The sequence below is a fragment of the Ruegeria sp. C6 genome, assembly GCF_056537625.1.
In genome coordinates this window covers 111,995-131,562 of sequence record NZ_JBQFRW010000003.1, presented here as the reverse complement: position 1 = coordinate 131,562, position 19,568 = coordinate 111,995, and the positions used below count along the sequence as shown (strand labels likewise).

18 protein-coding genes are annotated in these 19,568 nt (G+C 60.0%); 14 read left to right on the top strand and 4 right to left on the bottom strand.

From position 1 onward, the window contains the following. Positions 1-4: 4 nt before the first annotated feature. From ACR0MJ_RS12150 to ACR0MJ_RS12090, 13 genes are all read left to right on the top strand, one after another. Positions 5-253, top strand: coding sequence for a DUF2484 family protein (locus ACR0MJ_RS12150; protein WP_170420832.1), 249 nt, complete (start codon positions 5-7; stop codon positions 251-253). Beyond that, positions 250-516, top strand: a complete 267-nt coding sequence (locus ACR0MJ_RS12145) for a DUF2484 family protein (protein WP_170392032.1) — start codon at positions 250-252, stop codon at positions 514-516. Before ACR0MJ_RS12150 ends, ACR0MJ_RS12145 begins: the two co-directional genes overlap by 4 nt. A 23-nt stretch (positions 517-539) precedes the next feature. Beyond that, positions 540-833 (top strand): hypothetical protein, encoded by a 294-nt coding sequence (locus ACR0MJ_RS12140; protein WP_170392030.1) that lies wholly within the window; start codon positions 540-542, stop codon positions 831-833. Continuing rightward, positions 830-1,756 (top strand): UDP-N-acetylmuramate dehydrogenase, encoded by a 927-nt coding sequence (gene murB, locus ACR0MJ_RS12135; protein WP_170420834.1) that lies wholly within the window; start codon positions 830-832, stop codon positions 1,754-1,756. The genes ACR0MJ_RS12140 and murB overlap by 4 nt, the downstream gene beginning before the upstream one ends. A gap of 108 nt (positions 1,757-1,864) precedes the next feature. After that, entirely contained in the window at positions 1,865-2,782 is a 918-nt protein-coding gene (locus ACR0MJ_RS12130; RefSeq protein WP_170392026.1) for a D-alanine--D-alanine ligase, read from the top strand. Then, positions 2,770-3,774, top strand: a complete 1,005-nt coding sequence (locus ACR0MJ_RS12125) for a cell division protein FtsQ/DivIB (RefSeq protein ID WP_170392025.1) — start codon at positions 2,770-2,772, stop codon at positions 3,772-3,774. Before ACR0MJ_RS12130 ends, ACR0MJ_RS12125 begins: the two co-directional genes overlap by 13 nt. A gap of 8 nt (positions 3,775-3,782) precedes the next feature. Next, the gene (gene ftsA, locus ACR0MJ_RS12120) at positions 3,783-5,117 is read left to right on the top strand and encodes a cell division protein FtsA (RefSeq protein WP_170392023.1); all 1,335 of its coding nucleotides are present in this window, start codon (positions 3,783-3,785) and stop codon (positions 5,115-5,117) included. Next, positions 5,104-5,523, top strand: a complete 420-nt coding sequence (locus ACR0MJ_RS12115; protein ID WP_480761144.1) for a hypothetical protein — start codon at positions 5,104-5,106, stop codon at positions 5,521-5,523. Before ftsA ends, ACR0MJ_RS12115 begins: the two co-directional genes overlap by 14 nt. A 348-nt stretch (positions 5,524-5,871) precedes the next feature. Further along, a complete protein-coding gene (ftsZ, locus tag ACR0MJ_RS12110; protein WP_480761142.1) occupies positions 5,872-7,473 on the top strand; it encodes a cell division protein FtsZ in 1,602 nt (533 codons plus the stop codon). Between the two features lie 214 nt (positions 7,474-7,687). Then, the gene (lpxC, locus tag ACR0MJ_RS12105; RefSeq protein WP_170401357.1) at positions 7,688-8,608 is read left to right on the top strand and encodes a UDP-3-O-acyl-N-acetylglucosamine deacetylase; all 921 of its coding nucleotides are present in this window, start codon (positions 7,688-7,690) and stop codon (positions 8,606-8,608) included. A 126-nt stretch (positions 8,609-8,734) separates the two neighbouring features. Next, a complete protein-coding gene (locus ACR0MJ_RS12100; protein WP_480761140.1) occupies positions 8,735-9,598 on the top strand; it encodes an outer membrane protein assembly factor BamD in 864 nt (287 codons plus the stop codon). A 36-nt stretch (positions 9,599-9,634) separates the two neighbouring features. Continuing rightward, positions 9,635-11,284 carry a DNA repair protein RecN gene (gene recN / locus ACR0MJ_RS12095; RefSeq protein WP_480761139.1) on the top strand — a complete coding sequence of 550 codons (1,650 nt, stop codon included), beginning with the start codon at positions 9,635-9,637 and terminating at the stop codon, positions 11,282-11,284. 92 nt (positions 11,285-11,376) lie between these two features. Then, the gene (locus tag ACR0MJ_RS12090) at positions 11,377-13,062 is read left to right on the top strand and encodes a chloride channel protein (protein WP_170392011.1); all 1,686 of its coding nucleotides are present in this window, start codon (positions 11,377-11,379) and stop codon (positions 13,060-13,062) included. Here ACR0MJ_RS12090 and ACR0MJ_RS12085 read toward each other — a convergent pair whose 3' ends face one another. Further along, the gene (locus tag ACR0MJ_RS12085) at positions 13,063-14,433 is read right to left on the bottom strand and encodes a DUF3179 domain-containing protein (RefSeq protein ID WP_480761138.1); all 1,371 of its coding nucleotides are present in this window, start codon (positions 14,431-14,433) and stop codon (positions 13,063-13,065) included. A gap of 190 nt (positions 14,434-14,623) precedes the next feature. On the opposite strand from ACR0MJ_RS12085, the gene speB reads away from it, so the two are divergent. After that, complete coding sequence (gene speB / locus ACR0MJ_RS12080; RefSeq protein ID WP_170609383.1) at positions 14,624-15,595, top strand: agmatinase; 972 nt, start codon at positions 14,624-14,626, stop codon at positions 15,593-15,595. 30 nt (positions 15,596-15,625) lie between these two features. Here the strand turns inward: speB and ACR0MJ_RS12075 are convergent, their stop codons facing one another. The 3 genes from ACR0MJ_RS12075 to ACR0MJ_RS12065 all read right to left on the bottom strand — a co-directional run bounded on the left by ACR0MJ_RS12075 (position 15,626) and on the right by ACR0MJ_RS12065 (position 19,498). Further along, positions 15,626-16,846 carry an aminopeptidase P family protein gene (locus tag ACR0MJ_RS12075; RefSeq protein WP_480761134.1) on the bottom strand — a complete coding sequence of 407 codons (1,221 nt, stop codon included), beginning with the start codon at positions 16,844-16,846 and terminating at the stop codon, positions 15,626-15,628. 160 nt (positions 16,847-17,006) lie between these two features. Beyond that, entirely contained in the window at positions 17,007-18,218 is a 1,212-nt protein-coding gene (locus ACR0MJ_RS12070; protein WP_170392003.1) for an ABC transporter permease, read from the bottom strand. Between the two features lie 5 nt (positions 18,219-18,223). Continuing rightward, positions 18,224-19,498, bottom strand: a complete 1,275-nt coding sequence (locus ACR0MJ_RS12065; RefSeq protein ID WP_170392001.1) for an ABC transporter permease — start codon at positions 19,496-19,498, stop codon at positions 18,224-18,226. Positions 19,499-19,568: the final 70 nt, after the last annotated feature.

Sequence of the window (19,568 nt, the reverse complement as noted above, 5' to 3'; positions counted from 1 at the left end):
CCTCGTGGCGCTATCGCTCATACTCGCCTGCGTCTGGGTCTTCGCTTCCACCATTGTGGCGATGCTGCCGATGCGCCTGCAATTCCCACCGGGTGTTGTACTGTTTGCCAGCGCGCCTGCTCTGATTCTGTGGCTGAGTTTAGACTATGGCTGGTTCGTCGGAATCCTGGCTGCTGGCGGTTTTGTTTCGATGTACCGCAACCCGATCCGCTACTACTGGCGCAAGTGGACGGGTAAAGAGGTGTCGGAATGAACTGGTCGATTGCGCTTGCCGGTCTGTGGGGTGTTGTCGCCAACGTGTTGGCGATGTTGCCCAGCAAGGACAACCATTGGCGGCGCGCCTATTTCCTGATCGCCGTTGGCGTCCCTATCCTAGGCTATGTCACCTATGAAAATGGTCCATGGATCGGGCTGCTGGTTCTGGCTGCAGGTATGTCAGTTCTGCGTTGGCCGGTGATTTACCTCACCCGTTGGACAAAGGCGAAAATGCAGGGCATGAAGGCGGCGAACAAGTAACTGGCCATTTTCAGGAGGCCCCCATGGTCGACATCGCCACTTTCGCCTATTTGCCGCTGATTACCCTGATCCTCGGGACGCTTGCGGGTTTTGTCGCCGCGCGCTGGATCGGCCTCAAGGCACTGCTGTGGCTGATCGGGCTGACCTCGGCCCTTGGTCTGGTACTGATCATAATGCTGGCCAGTGTCGGCACCGGGGAAGAGGAACAGGCGTTCGGCCCCTTCGTCTGGCTGACCGGTGCGGTCCTGCCCTTCCTGTTTGCGGTGATCATGGGTGGAGTAGGCGGGCGCAGCCTTGCATCCCGGGAAGGCGCATGAGCGAGCTGCCCGACGTCCGTGGCCGCCTGTCCGCGGCGCGTTCTCTTTCCGAACTCACCTGGCTGCGAGTCGGCGGACCAGCGGATTATCTGTTTCAACCCGCCGATACCGAAGACCTTCAGTCGTTTCTGCGTGATCTGCCTGCGGATGTTCCCATCTTTCCTATGGGTGTCGGATCCAATCTGATCGTCCGTGATGGTGGTCTGCGGGCGGTGGTGATCCGATTGGGGCGCGGGTTCAATGGTATCTCGGTCGACGGCAATACCGTCAGCGCGGGTGCCGCCGCGCTGGATGCGCATGTGGCGCGTAAAGCAGCGGATGGAGGTGTGGACCTGACTTTCCTGCGCACGATACCCGGGTCGATCGGCGGGGCCGTGCGCATGAACGCGGGCTGTTACGGCAGCTATACTGCGGATGTGCTGCAAAAGGCTACCGTAGTCACCCGCGCCGGAGAGATCGTGGACCTGACCCCGCAAGACTTCAGCTTCCGCTATCGCCAGTCCGACCTGCCCGAAGGCGCGGTGCTGATCTCGGCGACGTTTCAAGGCCCCTCGGGCGATCCAGCTGAGCTGCACGCTCGCATGGAGGCGCAGCTAAAAAAGCGCGACGAAACTCAACCCACCAAGGACCGCAGCGCCGGGTCGACCTTCCGTAATCCAGCCGGGTTCTCGTCGACTGGGCGCGCGGACGATGTGCATGACCTCAAGGCGTGGAAAGTGATCGATGACGCGGGTATGCGCGGGGCCACCAAAGGTGGTGCGCAGATGAGCCCCAAGCACTCGAATTTCTTGATCAACACGGGCGATGCGACCGCCGCGGACCTGGAAGGTCTGGGTGAAGAGGTGCGAAAAAAGGTTTACGAAACAAGCGGCATCACGCTAGAGTGGGAAATCATGCGGGTCGGTGATCCGCTGAAAGAATAAAGCCCCGACCGTCAGACCATAACAGGCAAATTAGGACGACGGATCAAAGGCATAAACGCAGTACGGACCACCACATAAGGTCCGGGGACATTGAGGCGCACATTGGGTATGTCGAGCAGGACAAACCCCAAAGTGGCGGTGTTGATGGGCGGCCCCTCGGCGGAACGCGAGGTGTCTCTCAGCTCTGGGCGCGAATGCGCAGCCGCTCTTGTGGGTGAAGGCTTTGAAGTGGTCGAACTGGACGCAGGTCCGGACCTTGCTGCTCGCCTTACCGATATCCAACCCGATGTGGTGTTCAACGCCCTGCATGGACGCTGGGGCGAGGATGGCTGTGTGCAGGGGCTACTGGAATGGATGCGCATTCCTTACACGCATTCCGGCGTGCTGGCTTCGGCCCTTGCGATGGACAAGCAACGCAGCAAAGAGGTCTACGCCGCCCAAGGATTACCTATCGTACCCAGCCTGATCGTTCCCAAGGTCGAGGTGGTCGAGGTCCATGTGATGGAGCCGCCCTATGTGGCTAAGCCCAACAACGAAGGTTCCAGCGTCGGCATCTATATCGTGCATGAAAATGCCAACGGCCCGCCGCAACTGGACGAGGCGATGCCTGATCAGGTGATGGTCGAGAAATACGTCGCGGGCCGTGAACTGACCGTGACCGTGATGGGCGATCGCGCCCTGACGGTGACCGAGATCATGACCGATGGCGGTTGGTACGATTATGATGCCAAGTACAAGCCCGGCGGCTCGTGGCATGTGCTGCCCGCCGAGATCCCGCAGGATATCTTTGACCGCTGCATGGACTATGCGGTTAAGGCGCATAATGCGCTGGGGTGTCGCGGCGTGTCCCGCACCGATTTCCGCTGGGATGACAGCAAGGGTGCCGACGGGCTGTTCCTGCTGGAAACCAACACCCAGCCCGGCATGACGCCGACTTCGCTGGTGCCCGAACAGGCCGAGCATCTTGGCATCAGTTTCGGCCAGCTCTGCGCCTGGATGGTGGAGGACGCCTCATGCGACCGCTGACCGCCACCCGCGCGCCGGTGATTCACCGGACCAAACCGTTGGCGGGGCCGGATGCCGATTTCACCGCCGCGCCAAGGCCCGAGCCCAAAACCGAACCTAAGCTGCATTTGCGCGGGGCGCGTCTTTTTGGCCGCGCGCGCAACGCGGACCCCGCGCCCTCGCGCCTCAGCTACCGCTTTCAGCGCTGGATGCTCACCCCCGGCATCCGGCGCGGGCTAAAAATTGGCCTGCCGGTTCTGATCGTCGTTGGTTTGGTGGGTGGCTTCTTTGCCGCCGAAGAACGTCGTGAGGCGGTCAGCACCTATATCGCCGACATCAAGACCTCGATCCAGGAGCGCCCCGAATTCATGGTCAACCTGATGGCCATCGACGGGGCAGGAACCGCACTGTCTGAGGATATCCGCGAGATCGTGCCGCTCGATTTCCCGCTCAGCTCGTGGGATCTGGATGTGGAGTTGATCCGCGACACCATCACCGGGCTTGACCCGGTGAAATCGGCAACCGTACGCATTCGCGCCGGCGGGATTCTTCAGGTTGATGTGGTCGAACGCCAGCCGGTCATCGTCTGGCGCACCCGAGACGGGATCGAGCTATTGGATGAAACCGGAGCCCATGTTGACCGTGTTTCAGCACGCGCCGATCACGCAGCCCTGCCACTGATCGCAGGGAAGGGCGCGAACAAACATGTCCCCGAGGCGCTGCAAATCCTGACCACTGCCCGCAGCTTGGGCGACCGCGTTCGCGGTTTGGTGCGCGTTGGCGAACGGCGCTGGGATCTGGTGCTGGATCGCAACCAGCGCATCATGTTGCCGACCGAACGTCCGGCGCGCGCGCTGGAACGCGTGTTGGCGGTGAACGAGGTGCAGGACCTTTTAGAACGTGACGTGGCCGTGGTCGACATGCGACTGGGGCAGCGACCGACCATCCGAATGAACAAAACGGCCAGCGAAGACTGGTGGAACACAAAAGTAGATGTGAGTAGCGGGCAGTAACGACCATGATGACCGATCTTTATCAGTCCCAAAGGGCTATGCGGCAGATGCGCCGACAGGCAATGCAACGCGGTGTAGTTGCTATCCTGGATGTCGGCAGCTCCAAAATCGCTTGCCTTGTATTGCGCTTCGACGGGACGGGGCGGTTGTCCGAGGATAACTCGATCGGCTCCATGGCCGGTCAGACCGGGTTCCGCGTCATCGGCGCTGCGACTACCCGCTCGCGCGGGGTGCAGTTCGGCGAAGTCACAGCGATGCAGGAGACCGAACGCGCCATCCGCACCGCACTGCAGGCAGCGCAGAAGATGGCCGATATTCGCGTCGATCACGTCATCGCGTCGTTCTCGGGGGCGAACCCGCGCTCGTACGGGCTGGATGCGCAGGTTGATCTGGAAGGGCAGCTGGTTACCGAAGCCGAGGTCGGTCGTGTCCTGAACGCCTGCGACGTGCCCGATTACGGCGAAGGGCGCGAGGTATTGCATGCGCAACCGGTGAATTTCGCGCTCGACAACCGCTCGGGACTAATCGATCCGCGCGGTCAGCTGGGGCAAAGCCTCGCTGTGGATATGCATATGCTCACCGTCGATGCGGTGGCGATCCAGAACATCGTCCGCTGCATCAAACGCTGCGATCTGGAGCTGGCAGGGATTGCGAACTCAGCCTATGTCTCGGGCATTTCCGCATTGGTCGAGGACGAACAGGAGTTGGGCGCGGCCTGTATCGATTTGGGCGGCGGCACCACCAGCATCTCGATCTTCATGAAGAAACACATGATCTATGCCGATTGCGTGCGCATGGGCGGGGATCACGTGACCAGCGACATTTCGATGGGCCTCGGCGTGCCCGCAGCGGTGGCCGAACGGATCAAGACCTTTAACGGTGGCGTTCACGCGACCGGAGCCGATGATCGCGACCTGATCGACATCGGTGGCGATACTGGCGATTGGGAGCATGACCGCCGTACCGTCAGCCGTGCCGAGTTGATCGGCATCATGCGCCCCCGCGTCGAGGAGATTCTCGAAGAGGTGCGTACTCGTCTGGACGCTGCCGGTTTCGACCACCTGCCAAGCCAGCAGATCGTTCTGACTGGTGGTGGCAGCCAGATCATGGGGCTAGACGGGCTTGCCAGCCGGATTCTGGGTCAGCGTGTTCGTTTGGGCCGCCCGCTGCGCGTTCATGGCCTGCCGCAATCCGCGACCGGGCCCGGTTTTTCTTCGGCAGTGGGGCTTAGCCTGTTTGCGGCGCATCCTCAGGACGAATGGTGGGATTTTGAGATCCCGGTCGACACCTATGCCGCGCGCCCGTTCAAGCGCGCCGTGCGCTGGTTCCGTGACAATTGGTAATGCCCTGCGTGGTGCAGCCGTTGGCGCGGCCCTTGGGCCCGCTGCGGCCCCGGCTCAAACCCTGATTACGCCAGGGGCGTTTCTGAGCCCCGTCGTTGGCAAAACGATCACCTTCCATGAAATCCGAAGCGGTATGTTGGTCGGAACTGAGGAATTTCTCAGCCCGACTCTCGCGGTCTGGCTGATGGAGGGGCGGGGCTGTGTCTATGGCCAGATCACCACGCCAAATGGCCAGATCTGTTTTCTGTACGATGATGCGCCCAATGGCCTGCCAGTCTGCTGGTGGCCCTACCTGTACAATGACCGGCTGATGGTGCGGCTGGCGCGCTTCGTCGGCAGCGAAACGCAAGAGGTCCGTAGCATCTCTGAAGATGGCCTGAATTGCCCAAGTGCCCCGGTAGGCTAAAGAAATCAGTTGCGGCAACTGCCAAATTGCCGCAAAATAAGACACAAGGCCCGGCAGAGGCCCAGCGGCAGGACATTGAGCAGTTTTCCGCGACCAAACGAGTGACTAAAAGTTTTCGCACCCCCTCAAGGCGGGTGGGGTCTTTCCGTGTGTAGTAGCGCATGAGTCTTTCGCCGCAACATGTCGCGGTAACAGCGAAATGCCGCTGTTTGCTGCCTTATTTCCTCCATATTTTGTGGATTCCTGCGATTTTTCTGGTGACGTTTCCGAAATGACACAGTAAAATCGACTGTGGATAGGTCAGAAAAACCGCATTTTGCGGCAACATAAAAAACAGGCGGACAGAGCATGACATTAAATCTTTCGATGCCCGGGCACGACGAACTCAAGCCTCGGATTACCGTATTTGGCGTTGGCGGCGCTGGGGGCAATGCTGTCGACAACATGATTGAAAAACAGTTGGACGGCGTAGAATTTGTCGTCGCCAACACAGACGCACAGGCGCTGCAGCAAAGCCGGTCGTCGGCGCGGGTGCAGCTGGGCGTCAAAGTCACCGAAGGGTTAGGTGCAGGTGCGCGTCCGACCGTGGGTGCTGCAGCAGCTGAAGAAAGCATCGAACAGATCGTCGATCACCTAGCGGGCGCACATATGTGCTTTATTACCGCCGGCATGGGTGGCGGCACAGGCACCGGCGCGGCCCCGATCATCGCGCAGGCAGCGCGGGAGCTGGGTGTCCTGACCGTTGGGGTTGTCACCAAACCCTTCCAGTTCGAAGGCGCCAAGCGTATGCGTCAGGCCGAAGACGGCGTTGATGCGCTGCAGAAAGTCGTTGACACGCTGATCATCATTCCGAACCAGAACCTGTTCCGTCTGGCCAACGAAAAGACCACGTTTACCGAGGCGTTTTCGATGGCCGACGATGTCCTGTATCAGGGCGTCAAAGGCGTAACCGACCTGATGGTGCGTCCGGGTCTGATCAACCTCGACTTCGCCGACGTTCGAGCCGTGATGGACGAGATGGGCAAGGCGATGATGGGCACAGGCGAAGCGACCGGTGAAGATCGCGCCATTCAGGCAGCCGAGAAGGCCATTGCCAACCCGCTGTTGGACGAAATCAGCCTCAAGGGTGCCAAGGGTGTGCTAATCAACATCACCGGTGCGCACGACCTGACCCTGTTCGAACTGGACGAGGCTGCCAACCGCATCCGCGAGGAAGTGGACCCGGAGGCCAATATCATTGTCGGTTCGACCCTCGACACCGAGATGGAAGGCGGAATGCGCGTTTCAGTCGTTGCCACCGGTATCGATGCCAGCGAGAAAAGCGAAGATGTACCGGTCGCCCGCCGTTCGATGTCGGCTCCGCTGACACGCACGGTTTCGGCAGAAGACTCCACGCCTGAACAAATCGCTGCAGATGAGGCCCCGGCTGAGGACAACATTGCGCCCACGCTCTTCGAGTCCATCGAAGATGTCGAGTTCAATGAAGGCTGGCAAGACGAAAAACCCGCTGCCGAGCAGGACGATGACGGGCTGCCTCCGCCCGCCTATCAGCCTCAGGTTGCGCAGTTCGAACCGCAACCCGAAGTCGAAGAGACAGTCGACTCCTACGACGCACCGCGTGCCCAGACCCCCGGCACACCGTCTCCGGAAGCGATGCAGCGGTTGCAGGCCGCAGTTCAGAAAGTACCTTCGAACCGGCTGCGTCCGACGCCTGAGGCGCCTCGCGAACCGGCCCCTCAGCCGCAGCAAGCGACCGAGGATCGCCCGCGTTTTGGCTTCAACCGATTGATTGACCGGATGACCGGCCATGCGGCCGATACGCCCGCTCAACCGGTACGCCAACAGCCTGCGATGCGGTCGGTTGACGCAACGGCACCTGTTCAGGATGAAGCCGATCCTGATCAGGAGCGCATCGAAATTCCCGCCTTCCTACGGCGTCAGGCCAACTGATCGCGGTAACAAAATCATCCCGAAGGGCCGCCATCGCGCGGCCCTTTTTTGTGGAAACACAAAGTGTTGAGCTGGTGTAAGCAGGGATTTGCCGATGTGTCACATTCATGTTTCATTCGGTTGCAAAAGGTGAGTTGAGCCTTAACGCCCCCTTCCTTAGTTGAGGGTGCAACACAGCCCCTGATAGGCTGGACACAACTCACCGAGGCTCACATTGCAACATACGCTCAAATCTTCAGTCACGTTTGTGGGCACTGGGCTGCATAGCGGCAAGCCTGCGACGATGGTTCTGAAGCCTGCAGCGGCAGGTCATGGAATCTGGTTCAAGCGGACTGATATCGAGCTGGGCAATGCGTTGATCCCCGCTATCTATGATGTTGTTGAGCGGACGCCTCTTTGCACACGATTGGTTAACGATGCGAATGTGTCGGTATCGACTGTGGAACACATCATGGCGGCACTTGCCGGATGTGGTGTGCATAATGCACTGATTGAAATCGACGGTCCCGAAGTCCCGATCATGGATGGCTCGTCCGTGGCCTTTGTTCAGGGCATCATGGCCAAAGGCGTTCGTCGTCAGGCCAGTCCGGTATTGGCTTATGAGGTGCTTAAACCCGTCTCTGTTGAACGCGAGGGCGCAAAGGCATCTATCGCGCCTGCGGAAGGTCTGGAGATCGAGTTCCACATTGATTTCGAAGATGACGCCATTGGAAGCCAGACAAAAGTTTTGGACATGCGCAATGGTTCGTTTGCGCGTGAACTCTGCGACAGTCGCACGTTTTGCCGCCGCACAGATGTCGAAGCGATGCGCGAAAACGGATTGGCCTTGGGCGGCACATTGGACAATGCCGTAGTCGTACAGGGCGACGAAGTCCTGACCCCGGGTGGCTTCCGTCACACGGATGAAGCGGTGCGCCACAAAATGCTGGACGCTCTGGGTGATCTCTATCTTGCAGGCGGTCCGATTCTGGGGCGCTTTGTCGGCGAGAAGTCGGGGCATTCGATGACCAACACATTGCTGCGCAAACTGTTCGAAACACCGGGCGCTGTGCGTCCGATCCTTTGTACCCCTGAACAAGCCGCGCGTCTGCCCGGCCAGGGCCTTGTGCGAAGCGAAATCCCGCAGGTTGCGTGATCTGATCAACTCTGACGACATTTGCGCCATGAGGGTGGATAAGGCGTTTTGCACTGGAATTTTATGTGCTAGACCGAGGCCCGATCAGGGGTAATTCCCGCTAAGTAGACGACAAGGATGGGCGGAATGGTTGGCAGCAAAGCGGCAGTCAGAATCGCAGGTGTGCTTCTTCTGGCAGCAACTTTGACGGCATGTGGCAATGCCGGAGGTCTGTTTGGTAACCGTGGGGCAGACCGCAGCCAAAACCTCGAAGGTTTCACGCCTGAACAGATTTACACCCGCGGTGAATACGAGCTGTCGCAGAATCGCTCGGACGACGCGGCTTGGTATTTCTCTGAAGTAGAGCGGCTTTATCCTTATTCCGATTGGGCGAAACGTGCGCTGATCATGCAGGCGTTCTCATTCCATTCGGACCAGAACTATGAAGAAAGCCGCGCCGCCGCGCAGCGATATATCGATTTCTATCCCACTGACGAAGACGCCGCCTATGCCCAGTATCTTCTGGCGCTCAGCTACTATGATCAGATCGACGAAGTGGGTCGTGATCAGGGGCTGACCTTTCAGGCACTGCAGGCGCTGCGCACGGTGATCGAAGTCTACCCAGACAGTGAGTATGCCACATCTGCCGTACTGAAATTCGACCTTGCCTTTGACCATCTGGCTGGCAAAGAGATGGAGATCGGGCGCTATTATCTGCGTCAGGATCACTTCACTGCGGCGATCAACCGATTCCGCGTGGTGGTCGAAGATTTTCAGACCACATCTCATACCGCCGAGGCGCTCTATCGCCTGATCGAGGCGTATCTGGCGCTGGGACTGGTGGACGAGGCGCAGACCGCGGGTGCGATTCTGGGTTACAACTATCAGTCCTCGGAATGGTACGACGCGGGGTACACGTTGCTGACGTCGCGTGGTCTCGATCTAAAGAGCCGAGGTAACAATTGGCTCAGCACGATCTATCGCCAGACCGTCAAGGGTGAGTGGTTGTAACGGCCATGGCTAAAGGCTTGGGACGCTAAAGACCCGATGCTGCGCGCCCTTGATATCCGCGACATGCTGATCATCGACCGGCTGGAGCTGACGTTTCAGCCGGGCTTGAATGCTTTGACCGGTGAAACCGGCGCGGGCAAGTCGATCTTGCTGGATTCGCTGGGCTTTGTGCTGGGCTGGCGCGGGCGCGCCGAGCTGGTTCGTCAGGGGGCCGCACAGGGCGAAGTTGTGGCTGAGTTTGAACTGCCTGACGATCACCCTGCCCATTCGGTTCTGGCCGAGGCGGGTCTGCCCGGTGGCGAGGAACTGATCCTGCGCCGCGTCAACACGGCCGAGGGACGTAAGACTGCATGGGTCAATGACCGCCGTTGTTCGGGCGAAGTGTTACGGGCGCTGTCGGAAACTCTGATCGAACTGCACGGCCAACATGATGACCGAGGCCTGCTGAACCCACGCGGGCATCGCGCAATGCTGGATGCCTATGCCGGGGCAGGGGATCAGTTGGCCGCCGTGCGTGCCGCGTGGGGCCAGATGTCCATCGCCCGCAAAGCTCTGGCGCAGACTGAGGCAGCGCTGGAGGCTATGCGTGCCGAAGAAGAGTTCCTGCGTCATTCCGTTGCCGAGTTGGATCAGCTTGACCCGCAGCCGGGCGAGGATGCAGAACTCGACGCCCGCCGCCGCATGATGCAAGGGGCCGAGCGGATTCGCGATGACGTGGCCCGTGCCTTTGCCTTGCTGGGCGGTGACGGGGCCGAGGGCGCGATGGCCGATGCCGTGCGCTGGCTGGAAGGCGTGTCGGACAATGCGGGTGGCCAGTTGGAAGGCCCCATTGCAGCGCTGGGTCGCGCCCTGATCGAACTGGGCGAGGCGCAGGATGGGGTCAACGCCTGTCTGCAAGCGCTCGATTTTAACCCAGCGGAACTGGAACAGGCCGAGGAACGCCTCTTTGCCATTCGCGCGCTGGCACGGAAACACGATGTGGCCCCCGATGATCTGGGCACCTTCGCCGATACCTTGCGCGACCGCTTGAACCGGCTGGATGCGGGTGACGCCGACCTCAGCAACAAACGCGCTGCTGTGGACGCGGCACAGGCTGCGTATGACAACGCGGCCACCGCGCTTGGCGAAATGCGCCGTAAGGCCGCCAGTGCGTTGGACACCGCAGTAATGGCTGAACTCGCGCCCTTGAAAATGGAACGCGCTGTGTTCCGGACCGAGATCACCGCGACCGACGCAGGCCCCGAAGGCATCGACGCGGTGGCCTTCACCGTCGCCACCAACCCGGGGGCGCCGTCAGGGCCGCTCAACAAAATCGCCTCGGGCGGCGAACTCAGCCGCTTTCTGCTGGCGCTTAAGGTCTGCCTAACGGGCGAAGACAGTGCCCGCACGATGATCTTTGACGAGATTGACCGTGGTGTCGGCGGTGCTACGGCGGACGCGGTGGGCCGCCGTCTGGCCGCACTCGCGCAGGGCGGGCAGGTGCTGGTCGTCACCCACTCGCCGCAAGTGGCCGCACGGGCGGCGCATCACTGGCGGGTGCAGAAACAGGTCACCGGCGATCAGACCCTGTCCACCGTGATCCCGCTGGCCGACCCCGACCGCGTCGACGAAATCGCCCGGATGGTCGCAGGCGACACCATTACGGATGAGGCACGTGCCGCTGCCCGTGCCCTGTTGGATGCATGACGCGCATTCTGTGAGCATCTTGTCGTGAACCGACTTTTCTAAGGCGCGCGCGTGGCTTACTAAGGGTCAGGCGACCACCCCAACGAGGGCCAATGACCCAATCGACCCGCACCGTGCTGCGCAATCAGCTCAATCAAGCCCTCTCGGCGCTGCGGGATGCATGGCGGGTAATGCTTCATCGTGGCCCCAGCCAGATTCAGTTCTGGTTTATTGCTCTGGTCATCGGGATCGCTGCAGGCTTCATGGCGCTGGGATTCCGGATGGCGATCTCGTCGTTGCAGGCTTATCTCTACAACACCGAAGATATCCTGTTCCTGCACAGCCATGCTGAGAAGCTGCATTGGCTCTGGATTTTCCTTACACCTGTGGTCGGCGGGTTGGTCGTCGGGATCATCCTGAACAGGTACACCGATGATGGCCGTGTGCGTTCGGTAGCTGATGTGATCGAGGGTGCGGCCATCACTGATGGACGGGTCGAAAAGAAGGCCGGTATCGCATCTTTTTTCGCTTCGCTGATCACGCTCAGCTCAGGCGGATCCACGGGGCGGGAAGGACCTGTTGTGCATATGGCCGGGGTCATCTCGACTTGGGTCAGCGACCGAATCCACGCCGACGGCATCACCGGGCGCGACCTATTGGGTTGCGCTGTGGCCGCTGCTGTTTCGGCCAGTTTCAACGCCCCCATCGCCGGGGCCTTGTTTGCGCTTGAGGTTGTTCTGCGCCACTTCGCCGTTCATGCCTTTGCGCCCATTGTCATCGCCTCGGTCGCGGGGACCGTGATCAACCGGCTGGCTTATGGTGACGTGACCGAATTCACGCTGGATACGCCCGGGTCGTTGCAATTCTATGTCGAGCTGCCCGCCTTCCTGATCCTAGGCCTGATTTGCGGTCTGGTCTCGCTGCTGCTGATGCGATCGATCTTTTTCGCCGAGGATATCGGCACGCATATCCAAAACCGCTTGTCTCTGCCGCGCTGGCTGCGCCCCGGTGTTTCGGGCGCGATGCTCGGCCTGTTGGCGGTCTGGTTTCCGCACATCATCGGCGTGGGATACGAAACCACGATCCGTGCCTTGACCGGGGACCTCGTGCTGACGACCGCGATCCTGTTCGCGGTCATCAAGACCGTCGCAGTGGCGATTACCATGGGCGGTCGCATGGGTGGTGGTGTGTTTTCCCCTTCATTGATGATCGGAGCGCTGACCGGGTTGGCCTTCGGCCTGATCGCCACCGGATTGCTGCCAGATGTGTCAGGCACCCATACGCTCTATGCCTTTGCCGGGATGGGCGCGGTGGCGGCGGCGGTGCTGGGCGCGCCGATCTCGACCACGCTCATCGTGTTTGAATTGACCGGAGACTGGCAGATCGGCCTCGCCGTGATGGTTTCGGTCTCGATGTCCACTGCGCTGGCCTCGCGCCTTGTGGACCGGTCCTTCTTCCTGACCCAGCTGGAACGACGCAATGTGCACCTTGCCGCCGGGCCGCAGGCCTACTTGCTGGCAATGCTGCGCGCAGGCGCGGTGATGCGCCCGCTGGGGGACGCGCGTTCGATCTCCAAGGAAGACGCGCAGGCATTGATCGAACAAGGCCTATGCGTCAAGGCCAGCGCCACGCTTGAGGCCGCGATGCCATATTTCGACCGCGATGACATCCCTTGCATCCCGGTGGTGATCATCGACAAGGACGGCTGTGAAAACCCCGTTGGCGCGCTCTATCACATCGACGCGCTGAAAGCTTACAACCGCGCGCTCGCCGCCACAGCGGCCGAGGAACATTCTTGATCAGCGTCCGTAAACGCTGGCTGCGTCGCCCAGATAATTGTCCCAGGCAAACCAATACGAGATATGTCCCGCGACGCGCGGCAACTCTGCGCCATCCGGGCCAATCAGTGCCTCTTCGGTGACGCGCCACTTGTTGCCCGTTTCGTCCAGCAGCCCGCCATCGGTGGTCGCGCGGAACTGGCGCGATCCACGCTCGTAGGCGCGCACGCTGCGCTTGTCCGGGTCGCCCATCAGCATCAGTGCCCGCCCGCCAATCGCATCGTTGATCACCGGCTTGCCCTTGAACGCGTCCAACGGCCACGCCCGCGCCGCGCCGAACTGGCGCACGGCGAACACGTAGTCCTTCTGGCGATGCCGACTTTGATCGACCAAGGCCGGGAACATCAGATCGGGTGAGGCAAAGTAATCGCGATACACAACGCCCGAGCCATAGTTGCGCCGATGACCGGTGCTGAGCGACAGCACCTGCGTATCCGGATGCGACGCCTTCCAGCTGTCCCAGCGGGTGATCACCACAGGACGCTGCTTCAGCTCGATCCCACTGTTGACCAGCGGTCCGACCACGGGCTTACCTGTGTACTGGTTCCATAACGAATGCGTCTCACGGTCGAACATCAATTTGTTCGACCGATACAGGAACCCGGACGAGCCAAATACAAACGGCTTCCGCCGCCCCTCGACCTGCGTTTCAAACAAAATCCCCGATCCGCACAGCGTACAATAGGCCAGTGCTACCGAAACGCCTCCGATCACCTCGTTGAACATCTCGTGCCAGCCCATGATGCGCAGCGGATAAGCGCGTACATCGCCGTTGATCGAGACGCCAAAGACCAGATCGTCGTCTTTCATGTAGTCCGCCCGCGCCGCAGGGATCAGCTTGGGATTGTCCAGCGAAGGGATACCGTCCTTGAGCACACCACCCCAACTGATCTCTTCCAGCCGAATCTTCATGTTGTCGCGTTGCAAATATTCGGGTTTCAGGAACACATCGAAGTTCTGATCGATGCCCAAAAGAACTTCGCGTTTGAACGGTATCAAAGATGGATGAGGTACAATCTGAGCGTTCCGTTCTTGCCATAGCATCCATTCGAACCAGTCTGTGCCGTGGCGCGCGCCGCTCAACGCTTCCATGACTTTGGCAATGTCTCGCTCTCGCCTTCTGCCATAGCGCATCGCCGTCAAAAGCGCGGGCACAACGTCCGGGTTGCCGCGCTCGGTCAGGAACGCCATCCCGGCTTCGAAATCGGTCCGACTGCCATACAAAGTTGAACGTACGGCATCGTAAACAGGGTCATCCTGCGCCCAAAGAGCGCGAGGTGCTACAGCGCTTGCCCCCAACAGGCCGACAAAGCTGCGACGTGGAATCGACATGGCATCCTCCGATCGGGTTCATATTCGATCTTGCCTGCAAAGCAGATCACATACACGCAACACTCGCGTGAGTGGCTCGAAATACTGAAGCTGCACGCCGGGCATCTCGACATTGGTCCATCCTGAGCACAAGATGCTGCTGCGATTGATGTCATCGAACGTGACAGTGGCAATGAAAAAGGAAATACCCATGCAAGACCATGGTTATAAGGCGGGGCGACTAAACCTGCCTTTTGTCGGCATCTCAACCTTCGCCAAATCTCCATATGTTGAGAATTGGGATGAGATAGAGGCGGATATCGCCGTTCTCGGCGCGCCCTTCGATTTCGGGACCCAATGGCGACCGGGGGCGCGGTTTGGACCTCGGGCCGTGCGCGAAGCCTCGACCCTGTTCAGTTTCGGCCACGCCGGGGCTTATGATCACGAAGATGACGCAACCTATCTGGATGGCTCGGTGCGGATCGTTGATCTGGGGGATGCGGATATTATCCATACCAAGACCGACGAGAGCCATGCGAATATCGCCTTGGGGGTGGGCAAGATCCTGAAAGCAGGGGCCTTGCCGGTGATAATTGGCGGGGACCATTCGATCAACATCCCCTGTATCAATGCCTTCGCCGAGGATTGCGCGCAGAACGGCCCGATCCATGTGGTGCAGATCGACGCGCATCTGGATTTTGTCGATGAACGCCACGGAGTGACCGCCGGACATGGCAACCCGATGCGGCGGGCGATTGAGAAAGACTATGTCTCGGGCATGACGCAGTTGGGCATCCGCAATGTCTCATCCACTGCGAAAGAGGGCTACGAGGACGCCCGCGCGCGGGGCTCGGATATCCTGTCGGTGCGGCAGGTGCGCAAACTGGGGGCCGAGGCAGTGCTGGCGCGTATCCCGCAGGGGGCACGGTATTACGTAACGATAGATATCGACGCTTTTTGCCCTTCAATCGCGGCGGGCACAGGTACGCCCAGCCATGGCGGGTTTCTCTACTACGATGTACTGGAAATTCTACAGGGTCTGGCCAAACGCGGGGATGTTGTGGGCATCGATCTGGTCGAAGTCGCGCCTGCTTACGACCCGACGGAAAGTACCCAAATTCTGGCGGCGCAGCTATTGCTGAACTTTCTGGGCTTCATCTTTCACGAACGCGCCCAGCGATAGAAGGTGGGGCATGTCGCCCCACCCGTTTTTTCATGGATCGATGATGTTGTGGCCGGGACCATAGGGGAAGCCGGTGATGTTCTCGGCCCCGTCTTCACCAACCACAAGGATATCGTGTTCACGATAGCCGCCCGCGCCGGGCTGGCCTTCGGGGATCCAAAGCATCGGCTCGATCGAGACGACCATTCCGGGTTCCAGCACCGTGTCAATATCTTCGCGCAGCTCCAGACCGGCCTCGCGCCCGTAATAGTGGCTGAGGATGCCGAAGGAATGGCCATACCCGAACGAGCGGTATTGCAGCAGGCCCTCATCCGCGAAGAAGCGGTTGATCTCAGCCGTGATGCCCGAACAGGTCGCGCCGGGTTTGATCAGGCTTAGGCCCAGCTCATGCGCGGCAACGTTGGCCTTCCACAGGCGCAGGCTGTCTGCGTCGGGCTCGCCCAGGAACAGGGTGCGTTCCAGCGCGGTGTAATAGCCCGAGATCATCGGGAAGGTGTTCAGCGACAGGATATCGCCCTTTTGCAGCGCGCGTTTAGTCACCGGGTTATGGGCGCCGTCGGTGTTAAGCGCCGACTGGAACCAGACCCATGTGTCGCGGTATTCGGCATCCGGGTAGGCGCGGGCGATTTCCTCTTCCATCGCGTCGCGTCCAGCCATGGCGATCTCGATCTCGGTGGCGCCTTCACGGATAGCTGCGTGAATGGCGGCCCCACCCACGTCAGCGGTGCGCGCGCCGCCTTTGATCAGCTCGATCTCTTCTGCGGATTTCACCATGCGGGCAAACATCGTGTCAGGTGCGATATCGATCAGTTCCGGTCCGCCCAGCATGTCCAGCGCCGTGTTGCGCGCCGCCAATGTCATGTGGTCGCCTTCGATCCCGATCCGTTTGGCCCCGCCGATCAGGCTGGCCACTGCGCGCCAGTAATTGTCGCGCTTCCAGTCGGTGTAGATGACGTTGTCCTCAACCGAGCGCCGCCACGGTTGGCCCGCGTCGATGTTTGCCGAGACAGTGGTGCAAGCGTCCTGTGTTACCACGCAGCCGTAGGGGCGGCCGAAAGAGCAGTACAGAAAGCCGGAATAATAGGCGATGTTCTGCATCGAGGTCAGCAGGACGGCGGGGATGTCATGCTTGGCCATGATTGCGCGCAGGGCGCCAAGGCGGCGGTCGTATTCGCCCTTGCTGAACGGCAGGGGCGCTTTGTCGCCATTGTGGCAAATGAAGAATTCGGGGCGTTTTGTTGTATCTGTCATGACTTGGTCTCTCATCATTGCCGGGCGGCAAACCCGGCCACTTGTCCCGGCGTTCAGGACAGGCGGTCTCGGGGTCCGAGAGCCGATCATCCCAGTGCGTCCGCGACGCCATCGCGGCTGGGATGAACAGGTGAATCGTTAGATCAGACCTAGGCCTGCGTCAAGCGGGGGAAAGGCCTCGCAGGCGCTCGGACCGGCGGCGCAGCAGCTCGACCGTAGTCAGCAGCGCAATCGAGATCACCACGAGGATCGTGGCCACCGCCAGAATGGTCGGGCTGATCTGTTCGCGCAGGCCGGTGAACATCTGCCATGGCAGCGTTTTTTGGCTAGCCGAGCCGACAAACAGTACCACGACCACCTCGTCGAATGAGGTGATGAAGGCAAACAAGCCGCCTGAGATCACACCCGGCAGGATCAAGGGCATCTGGATCTTGAAGAATGTCCGCACTGGACCCGCGCCCATATTCGCAGCCGCCCGCGTCAGCGAGCGGTCAAAGCCCACTAGCGTTGCGGTCACGGTGATGATGACGAATGGAATACCCAGAACGGCGTGAGCGAGGATCACTTTCACATAGCCCACAAAGTTCTTGTTCATGCCCAGTGTTCCCTCCATGAAGCGGCCGATATCGCTGTAGAAGAAGAACATGCCTGTGGCTGAAATGATCAGCGGCACGATCATTGGCGAGATTAGGATGCCCATGATGGCGCGGCGGCCTGGAACGTGGCTCTGGCTGAGGCCAATGGCCGCCAGCGTGCCCAGCGAGACCGAGATGATCGTCGCAATCGGCGCAATGATGAGCGAGTTCTTGAAGCTGCGCTGCCATTCATTGTTGGTGAAGAAATCGCGGTAGTGCTTGAGCGAGTACCCTTCCGGGTCCAGACGCAGCATTTCTGGCGTGAAGGTAAAGAAGTCCTGCGCGTTGAACGAGAGCGGCAAAACCACGAGGATCGGGGTGATCAGGAACACGAAGATCGCGCCGCAGATCACCCGGAACAAGTAGTGATAGAACACTTGTTTCGCGGTCAGATAGGGCAACAGTTTTTGGCGATATCGACCTTCGTACAGCCAAAAGATAAACCAGACGAAGAACCATCCACCCAACAGGCCCAGAACGCCGCCCATTGGGCCAGAGAACAGAAAACCGACGATGCCAAAGCCAAGGATATTGATCCATCGGGCCAGTTTTTCGTTCTTGAGTATCGTGATGTAAACCCAGGCCACAGCGGCGATCAAGGCTGCCCCGCCAATGATGCCGAGGAAGACCGAGCCATTGCCCGCGCCGACAAAGATACCGGCGAAGGCGCCTGCCAGCGCAACGCTTGGCAAAACCATGGACAAAGGTTTGCGGGATATCGGAGTAAGTGCGGCCATGTCGATTATCCCAGCTTCACGTTATCAATGCCGACAATCTTGTCGTAGCACCAGTAGAGCAGCAGTACGACGCCCAGAAGGATCGTTCCCAATGCCGCGGCCAGCCCCCAGTTCAGCGAGGACGAGATGTGATAGGCAATCCGGTTCGAAATAAAGACACCCTTGGTGCCGCCAACGATTTCAGGCGTGATGTAGTAGCCGATCGCCAGAATGAACACGAGGATTGAGCCCGCGCCAATGCCAGGAATGGATTGCGGGAAGTAGATGCGCCAGAATGTCGTCCAGTTGGTCGCGCCCATGGATTTTGCGGCGCGGGTGTACGAGGGCGGTATGGTCTGCATCACCGAATACATTGGCAGGATCATGAACGGCAGCAGGATATGCGTCATAGCTATGATCGTGCCGATCTGGTTGTTGATGATCACCAGCCTGGCGTCGTCGGCGACCAGTCCCAGCCAGACCAATGTTTCATTGATCACGCCCTGTTGCTGCAACATCACCTTCCACGCCGAGGTTCGCACCAACAATGACGTCCAGAAGGGCAACAACACGAGGATCATCAGCAGGTTCGACACCCGCATCGGAAGTGTCGCCAGCAAATAACTGACCGGATAGGCCAGCAGGATACAGGACGCGGTGATCACCAGCGACATGAACAAAGTGCGCCCGAACAGCTTGATCAGGATCTGCTTGTCCTCGGGCTGCGCCTGCGCGCCCTCGGGCGTGCGGCGCATGTCCACAGCGTTCAGAAAATAGCCATTGGTGACAGCGGGCGAATGCGTCTTGATAACCGCCCAAGTCTGCGGTTCACCCCAGCCGTCGTGAATCTCGATGACCTGGTCTTTGAACGGCCCATCGGTTTCGGGGTCCAGCTTACCCATTTTCCGACCCGAGCGGCGGAACATCGAAGACATGCCTGTCTCTTCGTAGTTCAGACGCGAACCCAGCCGGGTGTGTGTCTTGTTATCGACGGCCACGACCATATCGCGGACAAAGGCGTCATAAACGGCTTCGTCGGGCAACTCGCCGCTGGTTTCATCCCAGCTTTGCAATGCTTCAACCGTCAGGGGCAGTGTCTCTTGTACGATGCTGTTTTCCACAGATCGGAACAGCATCGCCGCAATAGGCACGATGAACGAGAACATAACGAACAGCAGCAGTGGGGCGACCAGCATCAGGGCCCGCAGCTTTTGCCGTCGCAGAGACCGGGCCAGCGATTGCTTGAGTGGCGTGCCGTCCGCGGCCAGCATGGGACCAGTATTTTGGGTGGCGTCAGTCATCGGTACCCCTTGGGTATTTTTGGGGTCGGGGGCGATAGGCCGCCCCCGACAATCTCAGGAAATCAGACGC

Excerpts from the sequence above, each read along its gene's own strand:
- ACR0MJ_RS12070 (WP_170392003.1), bottom strand. The coding sequence starts at position 18,218 with ATGGCCGCACTTACTCCGATATCCCGCAAACCTTTGTCCATGGTTTTG.
- ACR0MJ_RS12075 (WP_480761134.1), bottom strand. The coding sequence starts at position 16,846 with ATGACAGATACAACAAAACGCCCCGAATTCTTCATTTGCCACAATGGC.
- recN (WP_480761139.1), top strand. The coding sequence starts at position 9,635 with ATGCTGCGCGCCCTTGATATCCGCGACATGCTGATCATCGACCGGCTG.
- ACR0MJ_RS12140 (WP_170392030.1), top strand. The coding sequence starts at position 540 with ATGGTCGACATCGCCACTTTCGCCTATTTGCCGCTGATTACCCTGATC.
- ftsA (WP_170392023.1), top strand. The coding sequence starts at position 3,783 with ATGACCGATCTTTATCAGTCCCAAAGGGCTATGCGGCAGATGCGCCGA.
- speB (WP_170609383.1), top strand. The coding sequence starts at position 14,624 with ATGCAAGACCATGGTTATAAGGCGGGGCGACTAAACCTGCCTTTTGTC.
- murB (WP_170420834.1), top strand. The coding sequence starts at position 830 with ATGAGCGAGCTGCCCGACGTCCGTGGCCGCCTGTCCGCGGCGCGTTCT.
- ACR0MJ_RS12100 (WP_480761140.1), top strand. The coding sequence starts at position 8,735 with ATGGTTGGCAGCAAAGCGGCAGTCAGAATCGCAGGTGTGCTTCTTCTG.
- ACR0MJ_RS12085 (WP_480761138.1), bottom strand. The coding sequence starts at position 14,433 with ATGTCGATTCCACGTCGCAGCTTTGTCGGCCTGTTGGGGGCAAGCGCT.
- ACR0MJ_RS12125 (WP_170392025.1), top strand. The coding sequence starts at position 2,770 with ATGCGACCGCTGACCGCCACCCGCGCGCCGGTGATTCACCGGACCAAA.
- ftsZ (WP_480761142.1), top strand. The coding sequence starts at position 5,872 with ATGACATTAAATCTTTCGATGCCCGGGCACGACGAACTCAAGCCTCGG.
- ACR0MJ_RS12090 (WP_170392011.1), top strand. The coding sequence starts at position 11,377 with ATGACCCAATCGACCCGCACCGTGCTGCGCAATCAGCTCAATCAAGCC.
- ACR0MJ_RS12130 (WP_170392026.1), top strand. The coding sequence starts at position 1,865 with ATGTCGAGCAGGACAAACCCCAAAGTGGCGGTGTTGATGGGCGGCCCC.
- ACR0MJ_RS12065 (WP_170392001.1), bottom strand. The coding sequence starts at position 19,498 with ATGACTGACGCCACCCAAAATACTGGTCCCATGCTGGCCGCGGACGGC.
- ACR0MJ_RS12145 (WP_170392032.1), top strand. The coding sequence starts at position 250 with ATGAACTGGTCGATTGCGCTTGCCGGTCTGTGGGGTGTTGTCGCCAAC.